11 protein-coding genes and 1 pseudogene are annotated in these 15440 nt (G+C 36.8%); 2 read left to right on the top strand and 10 right to left on the bottom strand.

What is annotated here, in order from left to right:
* Nucleotides 1-168: 168 nt before the first annotated feature.
* The 5 genes from FSZ17_RS05300 to cls all read right to left on the bottom strand — a co-directional run bounded on the left by FSZ17_RS05300 (nt 169) and on the right by cls (nt 6564).
* Nucleotides 169-708, bottom strand: a complete 540-nt coding sequence (locus tag FSZ17_RS05300; RefSeq protein WP_057775933.1) for a GNAT family N-acetyltransferase — start codon at nt 706-708, stop codon at nt 169-171.
* A gap of 495 nt (nt 709-1203) precedes the next feature.
* The gene (locus tag FSZ17_RS05295) at nt 1204-2562 is read right to left on the bottom strand and encodes a TldD/PmbA family protein (protein WP_057775934.1); all 1359 of its coding nucleotides are present in this window, start codon (nt 2560-2562) and stop codon (nt 1204-1206) included.
* A 1-nt stretch (nt 2563) separates the two neighbouring features.
* Entirely contained in the window at nt 2564-3955 is a 1392-nt protein-coding gene (locus FSZ17_RS05290; protein WP_057775935.1) for a TldD/PmbA family protein, read from the bottom strand.
* 50 nt (nt 3956-4005) lie between these two features.
* Nucleotides 4006-4944: an alpha/beta fold hydrolase gene (locus FSZ17_RS05285; protein ID WP_057775936.1), complete on the bottom strand. Its 939-nt coding sequence runs from the start codon at nt 4942-4944 to the stop codon at nt 4006-4008.
* A gap of 108 nt (nt 4945-5052) precedes the next feature.
* Complete coding sequence (gene cls / locus FSZ17_RS05280) at nt 5053-6564, bottom strand: cardiolipin synthase (RefSeq protein ID WP_057775937.1); 1512 nt, start codon at nt 6562-6564, stop codon at nt 5053-5055.
* A gap of 202 nt (nt 6565-6766) precedes the next feature.
* Between cls and FSZ17_RS05275 the strand changes: the two genes are divergently transcribed.
* On the top strand, nt 6767-7264 hold the full coding sequence (locus tag FSZ17_RS05275) for a GNAT family N-acetyltransferase (protein WP_057775938.1): 498 nt from the start codon (nt 6767-6769) through the stop codon (nt 7262-7264).
* A 319-nt stretch (nt 7265-7583) separates the two neighbouring features.
* On the opposite strand, the gene FSZ17_RS05270 is transcribed toward FSZ17_RS05275, so the two are convergent.
* Entirely contained in the window at nt 7584-7910 is a 327-nt protein-coding gene (locus tag FSZ17_RS05270) for an SCP2 sterol-binding domain-containing protein (protein ID WP_057775939.1), read from the bottom strand.
* Nucleotides 7911-7912: 2 nt separating this feature from the next.
* Nucleotides 7913-8355: pseudogene (locus FSZ17_RS05265) on the bottom strand (NUDIX hydrolase).
* Nucleotides 8356-8701: 346 nt separating this feature from the next.
* Here FSZ17_RS05265 and FSZ17_RS05260 point away from each other — a divergent pair.
* A complete protein-coding gene (locus tag FSZ17_RS05260) occupies nt 8702-11620 on the top strand; it encodes a PAS domain S-box protein (RefSeq protein WP_185150668.1) in 2919 nt (972 codons plus the stop codon).
* 163 nt (nt 11621-11783) lie between these two features.
* Here FSZ17_RS05260 and ggt read toward each other — a convergent pair whose 3' ends face one another.
* The 3 genes from ggt to FSZ17_RS05245 form a co-directional block, all read right to left on the bottom strand.
* Nucleotides 11784-13553, bottom strand: a complete 1770-nt coding sequence (gene ggt / locus FSZ17_RS05255) for a gamma-glutamyltransferase (RefSeq protein WP_057775941.1) — start codon at nt 13551-13553, stop codon at nt 11784-11786.
* 207 nt (nt 13554-13760) lie between these two features.
* Complete coding sequence (locus FSZ17_RS05250) at nt 13761-14711, bottom strand: NAD-dependent epimerase/dehydratase family protein (RefSeq protein WP_057775942.1); 951 nt, start codon at nt 14709-14711, stop codon at nt 13761-13763.
* A gap of 148 nt (nt 14712-14859) precedes the next feature.
* Nucleotides 14860-15432: a TetR/AcrR family transcriptional regulator gene (locus FSZ17_RS05245; RefSeq protein ID WP_057775943.1), complete on the bottom strand. Its 573-nt coding sequence runs from the start codon at nt 15430-15432 to the stop codon at nt 14860-14862.
* Nucleotides 15433-15440: the final 8 nt, after the last annotated feature.

The following is a 15440-nucleotide window of genomic DNA, read 5'->3' as shown; positions in this document are numbered from 1 at the left end:
TCTAATTCTAGTTGTATATGTAAACATTGAAAGTAGAGTGGATTATTTGATCCACTCTATTTTTATATTCTATTGAAAATTTTAACATTTGCTAGATTGTTTTGATCTGTAAAAATAACATCTTTTTTCTTCTTGACTTCTTCTAGCCTTTTCACTGCTCTTTAAATTCTACAAATTCATATACTCTTCTTTTAATATACTGTAAAACGTTAAATCGATTGGTTTATCTTCTTTAAGAATATGGTTGCGTAAAATCCCTTCATGCTTCATTCCACATTTCTCCATGATTCTCCATGAGCCTGGATTGTCTGTAAAAGCAGCAGCATAAATTCGATTTAAGTTTAAAATATCAAATCCATATTTGATTAATAATTTTGCTGCTTCCGTTCCATAGCCCTTTCCCCAAAATGGCTTTCCAATCCAATAGCCAAGCTCGCCGCGACGATGCTCCATAACAGGCCGAATACTGATAAGGCCAATTAAGTCATGATCCTCCTTAAGGACAATGGCATATGTGATGACTCTTCCTTCTTTTTCAGCCTCCAAAATATTAGCAATAAACTCCTTTGCAGAACCCTTTGGATAGGGATGTGGAATATTTAAAGTTGTTTTTGCCACATCATAATCACTTGCATATTCCTCTACCTTTTCAGCATCTTCCAAAGTAAGTGAACGTAAAAAAAATTGTTCTGCGTTTAAAATTTCCATTTGCATACACACCTTTTCAGTCAATATCGGGATGGTATTTATTGTTATAATATAAAGACGAGGTTATCTTAAAAACCCTTATATTCCGAATACATAAGAAGGGGCATCACAAAGTCGCAAAAATCGACTTATGTGGTCCCTGCTTTTTTGCTAAAAGGAAGGTTTATAAGACCAGTCCTCAAGGTATATTAGCTTAATATGGTCTCATGGAAGGTTTATGTGACCATCCCCCAATAGATTTTAGCTTCATTTGGTCTCATAAAAGGCTTATGAGACCATCCCCCAATAGATTTTAGCTTCATTTGGTCTCATGAAAGGTTTATGTGACCATTACCCACTTGATTTTAGCTTCATTTGGCCTCATGAAAGGTTTATGTGACCTTTACCCAATTGATTTTAGCTTCAAGTGGTCTCATAAAAGGTTTATGTGACCACTTTCCAAATGAAATTAACTAAATGTGGTCTCATGAAGGTTATGAGACCACACTTTTTAAGCTATTCGACTGTTACAGCTAACTCTTTAATTAATAGCGAAGGGGAACCAATATAGCCTGGCGCAACAAAGTTCATCGAAAACTCCAAGTCAGAGCCAATTTCCTCAATGTTATTTAATACATCGTAGAAATTACCGGCAATCGTCATTTGTTTAACCGCGTTTTGAATTTTTCCTTCTTTAACAAAAAATCCATTTGCAGCTAAAGAGAAGTTACCGGAAACAAAGTCAGCTCCTGAATGTAATCCTGCTAAATCCGTAACGATGATGCCCTCTCTTATAGAACTAATGAGTTCTTCATAGCCTTTATTTGAAGGGATGACATATAAATTTGATGGAGATACCGTCAAAGACCCTTTATAGGAAGATTTATAAGCATTCCCTGTAGTTTCTAGTCCAGCCTTCTCAGCTGTTTTGCGATTATGAAGCAAAGTAATCAACTTTCCGTTCTTCACAATTTCCTTTTTTACTGTTGCTACACCTTCACTATCAAACGTACTGCTGAAAAGCCCATCTTCTAAAAATGGATCATCTACTATTTGTAATTCTTCCGCAGCAATTACTTCTCCTACCTTATCTCTTAAAAGCGATTGACCCTTTTGTGCGTATTCTGCAGAAAAAATAGGCGAGAAGGTTTGAAGTAAACTAGCTGCTGCATCATTTCTCAATAAAACAGGATAGCGCTTGCTCTCAGCTGACTGAGCGTTCAACTTTGATAGAGCCTCTTCCACAGCATACTTTGCAATTTCTTCGGGAACAAAGGAAGAGAAATCTCTTGTCATCTTAATATACATACCAGTTTTCGTTTCTTCTCCTTGCTTAACAACAACAGAAATATACATCCCGATATAATTATGTTTCCCTTTAAGCGAAAGTCCCTTGCTATTCATGATAAAACGCTCTGAATCAGCACTTTCGAGTATAAAATAATCCGTTCCCGTTACTCTTTCATCATACTCATAAATATGCTTCTCGATTTCTTTAAATAAAGTGATCTTTTCCGGAATTGTTACTTTTGCTAGTTCAGAAGAATAAAAGCTGCCTTCATGATAGGTCTCACTTCCGGAAAAAATATCTTCCTGTACTTCTTCTTCTATAAATTGAGAATTTTCTTTTGCATTTTCAACAAGAAATTGTATGGTGTCTTCGTCTAATTTTTCTGTAAACGCATACCCCATTTTCCCATTAAAAAGACCACGGAATGATGCCCCTGCTACTTCAGATGTTTCGTAGGAATCGATTTCTCCTTTGAACAAGGCGCAGCCAAATTTTTCTTCCCGCTCAAAGTAAATTTCCACATCATTAAAGCCATGCTGCTCTGCAAGTCCAAATAATCTTTGCTGGAATTCCTGAACATTCATCTTATTCAGCCTCCTTACTTCCGCCAACCGTCATTTCACTTACACGAATCATTGGCTGACCAACATTAACAGGGATACTTCCGCTTAATGAGCCACACATCCCTGCACCGTGTCCTAAATTATTTCCGACCATGTCAACGAGCTGTAATGTTTCGGCGCCATTTCCAACAAGAGTAGCTCCTTTAAGCGGCTTGCCGATCTTGCCATCCTTCACAAGATACGCTTCCATAACAGCAAAGTTATAATCGCCTGTAGCCGGAGTTACTGAACCACCGCCCATATATTTTGCATAGATGCCATGCTCTGTATTGGAAATGATTTCTTCAGGCGTTGACTTCCCTTCCGCAATAAAGGTGTTTGTCATTCTTGATGTAGGTGCGAAACGGTATGACTGTCTTCTGCCTGATCCTGTTGAAGGCATTCCCATTCTTCTTCCGTTAAATTTATCAATCAAGTAACCTTTCAAAATCCCATTTTCAATTAAAACATTTTTCCGTGCTTTTTCGCCTTCATCATCAATCGTTATCGATCCCCACTCATTTTCAATTGTTCCGTCATCAATATATGTAACGATTTCTGATGCGACCTTCTCACCAATTCGATTGGCGAAAACAGAATTATTCTTTGCTACAGCTGTGGCTTCTAGTCCATGTCCACAAGCCTCATGGAAAATAACCCCACCGAATTCATTATCGATAATTACCGGAAACTTTCCACTCGGACAAGGCTCTGCACTTAGCATCGTTACAGCAATTCGTGATGCCTCACCAGCATAGTGCTCGAGATTGAGATTCTCAAAAAACTCAAATCCCTTATGAGCACCTGGTCCGTAAAAGCCAGGCTGCATTTGTACTCCATCTGAAGCGATGGACTGAATCGCCATTCTCCCTCTTACCCTTTTATCTTCAACAAATATTCCCTCACTGTTAGCAATAAGAACATTTTGTTCCTCATCCAAATAACGGACCAATACTTGCTGAATGCTCGAATGATAGTTCTTGGCAATTTCGTACGCTTTCTTCATTACATTCACTTTTCGGATTTTTTCTGTTTCTCGTGGATGAATCGCTATCGGATGAGCACAGGTAATTATTTCTTTAACAAGTGGTACTGGCTGGATAATCGTTTCTCCAGAAATAGCATGTGCTGCATTTCTCGCAGCTTTTAATAAACCTTCTTTTGTTGCATCTGTTGTGTACGTATACACACTATGAAAGCCTTTAAAAACGCGGATTCCAATCCCGAAATCCCTGCCTGACAAGCTGTTCTCAATCTTTCCGCCCTGAAGTGTCAAATTATTTGTATACCGATCTTCAACGAATACTTCGGAAAAATCTCCACCGGTTGCTAGTGCAGCCGTTAGGACGTCTTCAATTATAGATTTCGATAGCATATGACCCCTCCTTTATGATCTAATAATTCAGAATCATTAAAACAATATAATTATACTAATTTTTTCCTTTTTTTACTACTAATGAGGCCTTCTTTTCCCACAAATAATAAATGATCTTCCTTAATTTGTTCTAAAATGGATCTCCAAATTGTCTCATCATCGATTAAAAAATGACCTGCCTTCGAAACAAAGTGAGTGATTGAAATAGGTATTTCCTTGGATACTTTTTCAATTTCTTCAAACGGGGCCATTCCATCCTCTTTTCCATGCCAGATATGGACAGGCATTTGTATTTTTTCCAATTCGAATCCCCACGGGTTAGTTATTAATTTGAGTTCTTCTACAATTCCATCCACCCTAATGCGAAAGGCTCCTAATAAATGAGCCATCATGTCTTTAATCTGATCATCTGTTTGAGTATATTTTCGATCCCACTCATTTAGATGTTTATTTCCTTTTTTCATTACCTCAATAAATCTTTCTGGCTTCTGCTCGATCATTTTTTTCTGTGATTGATAGGAAAGCTTGACTAGCCATGGTACATATTTCCCTAAAGAAAAAGCTATTCGATTTTCTTTTATCATACTTTTCGGCGGCTTGCCGTTTTTGAATGGAGCTACGCTTGAAATCATGGATACATGATCAAGTCTTTCTGGTATTTGATAAGCACATGCTGCAGCATAAGCTCCGCCGCCTGATACACCTAATACAGAAAACCTTTCGATTCCAAGGCCATTAGCCAGCTCCTTTACATCATTCGGCCAATCTAGCAAAGTTCTATTTTTGTTTGGATCAGATGTACCAAATCCGGGTCTATCAGTCGAGATTAGTCTTAAACCAAGCTCTCGCGCGATCTCGTCATCCTTCCTATACCATATTTTAGATCCAGGTGTTCCATGAAATATCATCACCGGAATTCCATCATTTTTTCCATACTCAATAAAACCTAATTTTCTGCCGTCTTTAAGATGGAATATTTTCTCCTCCATTGAACTCTCTCCCTTATCATTGATAACTCCATTGTAAAAGATCACGTTGCGTGAGCTTCAAGGCTTTAAATAAAAAAACAGCCCCTCGAAACGAGAAGCTGCATCATTTTAAAGGACGCCTGAAAAAAGACGGGCAAAGGATTCCTTTGATCTTTCAAGAAATCCTCGTTTATAATATTGGACAGGGTTTATGATCTCACTGTCCTTCATATCTTGTTCATAATGAGTCACAAGATCGCGTATGGAGCTTGAACCATACAGAAAAACATTCACTTCGAAGTTCAGATGGAAACTACGCATATCCATATTCGCTGTTCCAAGAGATGCAAGATTTCCATCAATAATGATGACCTTCTGGTGTAAAAAACCCTTTTTATAAGAATAGATTTCGACACCATAGCGAAGGAGCTCAGGAAAATATGATCTACTAGCATATTGGGTTAAGAAGCCATCATTGATTTCCGGAACCATGATGCGAACTTCTATTCCTTTCGCAGCAGCTACTCTTAACGCTGTCCGAATGGATTCATCCGGAACAAAATAAGGCGAAGCAATCCATATAGACTTTGTTGCAGAGGAGATGATTGAAAAATAAAAGTCACTCATGAGCCCAGCTTGAGTATCTGGTCCGCTCGCCACAACTTGAACAGCCCCGTCTAGGATCCCATCATCAATAATAGTTTTGAAGGTTGAATATCTTTGGAGAATCTTCTCTCCACTTATATACTCCCAATCGAGTAAGAAAACCATATGGAGGAAAAAAACAGCTTCCCCTTTAAGAAGCATATGGGTATCCCGCCAAAAACCAACCTTTTTATTCTCACCTAGGTACTCTACTCCGACATTTAGTCCACCTACAAATCCAATCTTTCCATCAATGACGATGATTTTCCTGTGATTGCGAAAATTTACTTTTTGATTGAAAAAGCCATACTTTAACGGGGAAAAAGCCTTTACTCTTATTCCCGCCTTCTCCATTTCTTTAATAACTTCCGGCCTAATTTTCCTACTGCCAACAGCATCAAATATAAATAAAACTTCAACTCCCTTTTTGGCTTTATCAATCAGAATACGAATGATTTCATTCCCTAAACGATCAGAGCGAAAAATATAATATTCTATATGAATAAATTTTTCAGCCTCTTTCAGCTTTTTCATTATTTCTGGAAAGGTCTCATCTCCATTCTTTAAAATAAATGATCGGGATGCAGTACTTATTGGAGTAGGGGATGTATGATTCGCGAATTTTGCAAATGAATGCTGATAATCCTGTAAAAAAGCTAAATCTGGTGATGTATCCTGCTGCAATACCTTTTTCCATTCTTCCCTATCTTTTTTCCGCTTGCTTCTAAATAGATAACCTTTTAAATAGAGCTGTCCAGAAAATAGATAGAACAAGTACCCAATAATCGGGAAAAACAGAAGTACATATATCCAGAGGAGTGTATGCTGGGGGGAACGATTTTCCAGCATTAACGAGTAGATACTCACCATAATCGTTGAAATATATAATAGTGATACCCATGCCTTTACTGCCAAGCTGAGATTGCTAAATAAGAGCAAAGAAAGAGAAATAAATAAAATAAAAGCAATTAGAAATTCAACCCGGCGTTTTCTCATCATCATCTTCTCCAAAACCAAAAAATTAGAGGCTAATTACAACTATCATTTCCATTATGAATGGGCTTTAAAAGCAAGCACCCGTTTTCATCTTCTATATTCTCCTTTATTTAAATATTGAAAGGTTAAATTTGTTATTAGCCTTGTTTAAATTTTGTTTAAAAATGGTAGAATTAAAGAAAAATTAAAGAAGGTGGAGCAAATGAATATTAGACTTTTAGCGCCGAATGATTCTGATGCCTATAGAAATATAAGATTAATGGCTCTACAGAAACATCCTGAAGCCTTTGCCTCAAGCTACGAGGAGGAAACTGCATACTCTAAGGATGTTTATAAAAATCGATTTCAAACGGAGAATTCGTTCACATTTGGAGCTTTTGAAAACGAGGAATTATTAGGGACTGTTACTCTACTGAAGGAAACAAAGCTCAAATTGAAACACCGAGCAAATATTGTTGCGATGTATGTGTCACCTGAAAAGCGTAGAATGGGGATCGGTAAAGCATTAATAGCTAATGCACTTGAAAAAGCAAAAGAACTTGGAGAGGTTGAGCAAGTATACTTGTCTGTTGAGGCAACGAATGAGCCTGCCAAAAAGCTTTATGAATCTTTCGGTTTTGAGGTATATGCTGAGGAAAAAAGAGCTTTAAAAATAGGAAATACCTATTACGATGAAGAGCATATGGTTTTATTTTTTTAAATTATAGGCTGTGTTAATACTTAGTTTTGATAATGCTATTTTATTGTTGATTGGGGCGGCAGGAGCGAGATCCTCGAAAATGCATTCGCATTTCCTTCGTGCGATGTTTATTCGGGGGAAATTATTCAAAGTCCTGCGGGAGGAGCGAATCAAAGGGAGACCCCACAGGAGCGCTCTTCGACGAGGAGGCTCCCGGACCGCCCGCGATCGCTAAGTGCATGCTGCGGAAATCAACAGGGAAGTTTAACATTGCTAAATAATAAATTACAAGAGAACCATACACGAAACCTGGTTCTCTTGATTCCGCTACTTCTACTGTTTACTGATACTTCTTCACTATTTCCTGAAGCTTTAAAGCAAGCCCCATTTTTCCTTCTACCTTCAAACCACCGGTCATAAAAGCAATCGTCGTATTTAAGTCATCCTTTAATAGTTTCGAAAAGTTTTTATCTGAAAGAATTAAAGTTACTTCTGGTTCGTGAAGTGTACCTTCCTCTACCGACACTTTCCCGTCGTTTATGACAATTTGCAATTGACCGCTTCCATCTAAATTTACTTGAAAAACTCGATCTTTTTCGTTCTCGATGTGCTGTGGATTGTTATTCATTTTGTCGATTAGTTGAAGTAATTCTTCTTTTACAGACATGTTCATTTTCCCACCAATTCTATTTTTCTTTTTAATGCTTCTGCTTCCCTAATGTTGTCTTTAAGCCATATCGGCGCGTTTTTATGACTAATGATTTCATCTGCTGACATCCAGAATAGATCATCTACCTCATCCGGACTCTTTCGAAAAGCTTTACCGCTTTCATATTCACATAAAAAAACAATATCAATGACATGGATGCCTTTATCAGTAACAAATGAAGTACTTCTCACATAATGAATGTGATCCTTTACTAGAATACCAACCTCTTCGAAAATTTCTCGTTTGACAGTCCGCTCTAAGATTTGAGTTGAGTGACCTTCCTGCTCAACTGTGCCGCCAACAAGAGAAAGCTGTCCACCCGCATGTTCTTCTTTCTTACTTCGCTCAATAATTAGCCATTGATTTCCTTTAAAAACGCACCTTCCACATTAACGAAAAACAATGAAATTCACCCCTCTGTATTATTTTCAACTTAGATTAAATAGTTCCTGCTAAAAATGAATTAATATTCATTTTTTCACTTAAAATCTCACTATTTTTTAAAAAAATAAAGGAAAATCTTCCTTTTTAATGAATTAGTAATAATCATTAAATTATCAATTTATTTTTTCTAATGAAAATGTTGTAAATGTTCTAAGTAGATAAAACCAAATGAGTAAAATGCTTCCCACATAACCCTCTGCTCACATCTTAAATTAATCTGGGTATTCCGAATATCAAAGATACTAAAATTGATATTTATGATTATTCAACTTAATAAGAATCAACAACTACTTGGAGGTATACAAATGAAAACGAATAATCAAATAGCTTTGGATACCTTTGCTTCTCCTATAACAAGGAAGAAAAAGCTGAAACATGAGTGGGAACAGTTTATTACTGGTAATTCCCCCTCTTCTATAATCAGTCCTTTGATGTATGAATCATGGATGCGTTGCAAGGACAATGGAGTTAATCCTTATGAGAATAGGGCCTCTATTAATCTTAATGAAGAACAAATCAGAGATTTTTTATCATCTGATTCCTTATTCCGGATTCTAAAACCGATACTTTCTCGTTTAAAGGATCATTTTCTGGATTCTAGACATCTAATCACTTATTGTAATTCTTCTGGTGATATAACCTATTTAGACGGCGATTTGGCATTAAGGTTAAAAGCAGAGGATATAAACTTTGTTATAGGCTCTTCTTGGGCTGAAAATACGTCTGGTACAAATGCGATTGGTACTGCCCTTGCAACTGGCTCACCAATTCAAGTGTTCGCAGGGGAACATTTTTGCCATGAATTACATCAATGGACATGTTCAGCTGCTCCAATCCTAGATCCTGCAACAAGGGAAATCCTAGGAGTAATCGATATGACTGGACTATGGACAGAGAATCATCCTCAATTATTATCAGCAGTAAATTCTGCTGCACATGATGCGGCAGCAATTCTTCGTAACCAATTAGAATTGGAACGTTATAAACTAATTGAATATTATCAGGCACAAGCAATCACAAGACGATCAAATTCTTATTTAATTGCCTTAGATCGTGGATGGAATGTAATTAAAGCATCCCCAATTTTATATGAAGAAGGCTTGATTAATGCAAATCATTACTTAGTAACGTCCCCTTCACTATCCTTAACTTTAACATCAAGGGTGAATTGGGAATTAGAACATCAAAAAGGAATTTGGCGTTTTGAATTGCATCCATATATTTATGGAGGAATGTCAATAGGCGCTATCGTTTATGTATTTCCACCAACTATTTTTAATTCTTATGACTCAACATTTGGAATCGACAATATTTTTCCTCATGTAAAAAAGGAAACAGCACCATTACTTTCAAGAACAAACAATTTGGAATTATCCCAAGATCTCGCTTTAAGAGAACAAGATCCTGTGAACCCAGTTATCAGAGATACAGAATTTTATCAAGCACTTTTTGAACATAATCCTGATGGTATCTATTCATGTGATTTACAGGAAAATCTTTTAACAGCGAATCCGGCTTTTGAGCGAATCGTTGGATATTCAGTTGAAGAACTTCAAAGATTGCCACTTTCCACTTTGATTCTACCTGAGTATGCTGAAAACCGATTAAAACATCTGAAAAAAACAAAGACAGGAATCATGCAGGAATATGAAGTGTCGTTTAAACACAAAAATGGATATCTTATTGATGCAAAAGTAAAAAGCTTTCCACTTTTTATCAATAACGAGATTGCTGGAATATATGAAATCATAAAAGACAATACCGAAAATAAGCAAATTGAAAAAGATTTGCAATTTACGAAACAACAGCTTGAGCTATTCCTTAAGAATACAATAGATTCTATCATTATTTTTGATTTACAAGGAAAGATCATGAAAGTGAATAAAGCTTTTGAAGAAATATTTGGTTGGACTGAAGATGAAGTATTAGGCCGAAAATTACCAATTGTTCCTAATTTTCTACTAAAAGAGTTTACTGAAATTCTTCCAATAATATTGAAAAACAAACAAGTTATGTCTTTTGAAACCATCTGTAAACGAAAAGATGAAAATCTTATAGATATCAGCAGCTTTTATTCGCCAATTATAAACGATAAAGGAAAGGTAACAGCCATCGTTGCGATCTTAAGGAATATTTCGGAACGTAAACAAATGGAGAAGGCATTGAAAGAAAGTGAGAAACGATTACGCACCCTAATTAATGCAATGCCTGACACTGTACTCTTTAAAGATGGGGAAGGAAGGTGGCTCGTTGCAAATCAGTATGTTCGTTCCTGTTTTCAACTTGAAAATGTCTCTTACCAAGGAAAAACGAATTCGGAACTTGCTTCCTATAATGAATTTTATCGGGATACATTAACTTTTTGTGATAAAACAGATGAAGAAGCATGGGAAAAAAGACAAATTTTCCGAACTGAAGAAGTTATTTCACACCCTAACGGCAAATCTACCATTTTTGATGTCATAAAGGTTCCTATTTTTCATTCAGATGGCAGTCGCAACGGGCTCGTCATCATAGGGCGAGATATTACGGAAAAGAAACTAACGGAAGAATTATTAAGAAAGTCAGAAAAACTCGCTGTGGTCGGTCAATTATCAGCTGGAATTGCACATGAGATTAGAAATCCTTTAACTTCACTTAAAGGTTTCTTAAGTTTACTAGATTCTACTACCGATAAGAAAAATAGCTGGTATTTAGATGTAATGGTTTCAGAGGTTAATCGAATTGAGTCGATAACAAATCAGTTTATGGCTGTAGCCAAGCCCCAAGCTATTACAATACAATCACATGCCTTACAAGACTTAATAGAAGAGGTCTCGATGATTGTATCACCTGAAGCATTAATGAATAATGTACAAATCATTGTTGAATCAGAAGCAGATATTCCCATGATTACCTGTGATGTTAACCAATTAAAACAAGTATTTATTAATATCTTAAAAAACGCAATTGAATCAATGCCCAACGGTGGAGAAATAAATGTGAAAACAATGAAGCTTGAAAACAACCAGTTATTGATTCGCTTTAGCGATCAGGGGATTGGGATTCCAAATGAACGTATTCCATATCTCGGAGAACCTTTTTATAGTCTTAAAGAAAAAGGAACGGGTTTAGGATTAATGATGTGTTACAAAATTATAAAAGAGCATCAAGGACAGATTATGATCGATAGTGAAATCGATAAAGGTACGACCGTTGAAGTTATTTTACCCGTCAAAAATTAATAGCTAGTAACTCCATTCATTTTATGAACATCAATTAAAGTTTTGAAAACTTATTCCTTTAGCAAATCAATATATTATGAATTGACCTTTTACGAACAGTGCCTGACACTGTTCGTAAAAGGTCAAAAAAACGCCCCATATTATGAGGCGCTTACCACTTCAATTATTTCTTCTTCCCTTTTAAATTTACTCCAATAGCAGCTCCGTTGCGGCTTGAATCTGCCACTCCTTTGAACGTACCATTTTTGTGATCGATTAAAATACTTTGTACATTTCCGATTGTAACAGGATTTGTGCCAAATTTATGACCCATTGAATTCAGCTTATCGATAACATCTTTGGAGATACCTGATTCATAACGGTAAGAGCTTAAGTTATTTGTATAGATTCTAGGCTCTTCAACCGCTGCCTTCAGCTCCATATCATACTCAATTGCATGAAGAATCGTTTGTAATACAGATGTGATGATCGTTGCACCACCTGGAGAACCAACTGTTAGAACCGGCTTGCCATCCTTGAACACGATTGTAGGCGTCATACTGCTTAAAGGACGCTTATTCGGCTGTACTTCATTTGCTCCACCAGGAACAGCATCAAAGTCAGTCAACTCATTATTCAAAACAACCCCATATCCTGGAACTACAATTCCGGTACCAAATAATTGCTCAATGGTTGTCGTATAGGAAACGACATTTCCCCATCTGTCTGTAACAGAGAAGTGAGTCGTTTCTCCATATTTACGATCATTTGGCTGTTTTTTCTGTTCATAATTTGCAGCAGTGGATTCATATTTCCATGGGTTCCCTTCCGTTGGATTCATGTTCACACTTTTTAAGTTAATAAGCTTTTGACGCTCTTTAATATAATCTGGATGCAAGAGTCCATTCAATGGTACATTAACAAACTCTGGATCACCTGCAAATGCGGCACGGTCAGCATATGCAAGATGCATTGTCTCCGCAAGAAGATGATATTTTTGCCATGATCCTACATGATATTGAGATAGGTTAAAATCATCTAATATCTTAAGCATTTGCAGGAGGAACACCCCGCCAGAGCTTGGAGGCGGCATACTAGCAATCTGATACCCTTGATAGTCGCCCCAAATTGGCTTGTCAATCGTTACTTTATATTTTTTCAAATCCTCTGTCGTCATTGAACCGCCATATTTTTGAACAGTACTTGCGAGTGCCTCAGCTACCGGCCCCTTATAAAAGGCATCTGCCCCTTTTGAGCGAATCAGTTTAAAGGTCTTAGCTAAATCTTTTTGGACAAGTATTTCCCCTTCAAGCAAAGGTTTGCCGTCTGGAAGAAAAATATCTTTTGCTGCTGTTTTCGACAACGTTCCTTTATTATCGGAAATCGCTGCAGCTAACACAGAGTCAATCGGAAAACCTTTATCAGCAAGCTTAATAGCTGGGTCAATTAACTGCTGCATCGGACGAGTTCCCCATCTTTCCAATGCCTTTTCCAGCCCTTTTAGCGTTCCTGGCACCCCAACTGCAGTACCTCCTGTTGAACGCTCAGCAAATGGAATGGGATTTCCGTTTTTATCTAAAAACATATTAGGGGTTGCTCCTTGCGGGGCTCTTTCACGACTATTAATGATAGTTGTTTCCTTTGTTTTACCATCATAAACCATCATAAAACCGCCTCCGCCAATTCCGGACATCATTGGCTCTACAGCATTCAGCGCAAATTGAATGGCTACAGCTGCATCAATCGCATTACCACCCTTTTTCAGTACATCAGCACCTATTTCAGATGCTAATGGGTGTGCTGTTGCTACCATCCCGTCCTTTCCAACTGCAACCTGGCTATAGCGATCGTATTCAAGCTTTTTCCCTTTGGCTTGAGTGCTAAAAGGGAATGTCCCCACGATCAGTAGGGCGCTAAATAAAATGGCTAAACTAGCTTTCCATATCTTTTTCATCCTTTCCCTCCTCATTTTTAGTTTTACTTCAAATCTATTTTACCAAAACAAACAGAAGAGTTTGAAAATTTAAACTACAATCCTAAAAATTAAATATATACTCCTAGACAGACCTTTTCAAAAGTAAGGAGTTTGGATTATACAAGAATCTGATTGTAGTCTTTTTCTTATATATAATTTACATATTTTACATTTTACTTCAAATTATTATGACGAAACTTTCTTATTTTCCATAATGAATTTTAATGTTTCTCTAATTCCTTCCTCATATGGCGTTTTTGGAACAGGCCCAATGATTTTTTCATATTTGCTTCCATCTAAAATGACTGGAGTTTCATTTAAATACATCATCTCTACATACTCTTTCATAAACGGATTGAATAGTCCCATTGCTTGAATCATCCACTTATGGACAGGCTTTAGTGCGATTTCCTTTTCCAAGTAAGAAGACGCAATCCGCTCTATTTCCTTTCCTGTAATGGTTCCAGCCCCTGGAATATTCCAGACTTCCCCGTATGCCTCTTCCTTCAATGCTAAATCTACTAATGCACGAGCTCCATCCTTTATATAAATAAACTCCCTTTGAATATCAGTTTTACCAACAAATCTACCGGACTTTTTATTTACGATTTGTTCAAGTGTATAGTGCAATTGGGTATTTCCAGTATGTGGACCATAAAAATCTGGAAAATGAGCGATGATATAGGGAATATTCGAACGTCCAATTTGATCAAGCAGCCTTTGTCTTAGCTTTCCCTTCTTTGTATGTGGATTTTTCCTAGCTGTTTCTGTTACTTTGGAATCTTGTAATCCATAAGAATAAATATTATCTACGTAAACAAATGGTTTGTTTTGCTTTCGGCATTCTTCTAGAACATTAGAAAGTATAGTAGAAAGATTCGGCTCCCAATCTTGATATGGAATATTCATCGTGTGAAATACGACGTCCGCTTTTGATACAACCTGAGCTACATCCTGTTGATTCAAAGCATCCCCCTCCATAATATCTTCCTTTGATAATCCCCATTCCATTTGCTTATTAATTAAGTTTTCTTTAGACCTCGCAAATGCGATCGGTTTAATATTCCTTTCAATCAATGCCTCTGTTAATGCATTTCCCATTCCACCTGTTGCACCTAATACTGCGGCTGTTTTCATATTATCAATCTCCTTTTATAATTAATTAACCACTGTTCAAATATGTGTTTTTAAAAACTTGGCGTTTGCCAAGTCCTATCTGAAAGTAAAATTCACTAAGCATATGAAATCAAGTTGAACTCTTTTACTAACTATAACTTGTGTTTCTTTAATTAATTGCCTTAATTAAAAAGTGTGCATGTGATGAAGCAAGATTCTTCACATCATCAAATTTTATATCTGATCTGCAATAATGGGACACAAAGCCGTGCATACTTATAAATAGAGACCAAATTTCATTTGGCGAAAGCTCTTTAGCGCTCAAGCTGGCAATAGTCTGAGCAAATTTGTCATAGCTTTTATTTGGTTTGTCTTCAACTTTGCATTGAAGCTCTTCATCACGAATCAAGAACATCACTTCATAATGCTTTTGGTGAGTCAGACCAAATCTAATAAAGCCATACAAAATAGCATAGATTTTTTCATCATTTGAGGAGGCCATATCAGCCATTACGTCATCTAGTTCTTGATCAAGCCTTTTGAAGTCCGCTTCCACTATTTCATAAAATAGCTCTGCTTTATTTTTGAAATGATAGTAAATGGCACCGTGACTGCATTTCAGGGTTTGTGCAATTTTCCTCATGGAAGTAGAACGATACCCTTCCGTTACAAACAGATCACGAGCTACATCAATAATAGCATCCTTTGTCAATTCATCTTTAGCAAGTTTTCTAGGAGTCATTTCAATCA

Origin of the sequence: Cytobacillus dafuensis (genome assembly GCF_007995155.1) — a bacterium.
GTDB classification, from domain to species: domain Bacteria; phylum Bacillota; class Bacilli; order Bacillales; family Cytobacillaceae; genus Cytobacillus; species Cytobacillus dafuensis.
Note: the sequence above shows the minus strand (reverse complement) of the source record. Positions and strands in the feature narration are given on the sequence as shown.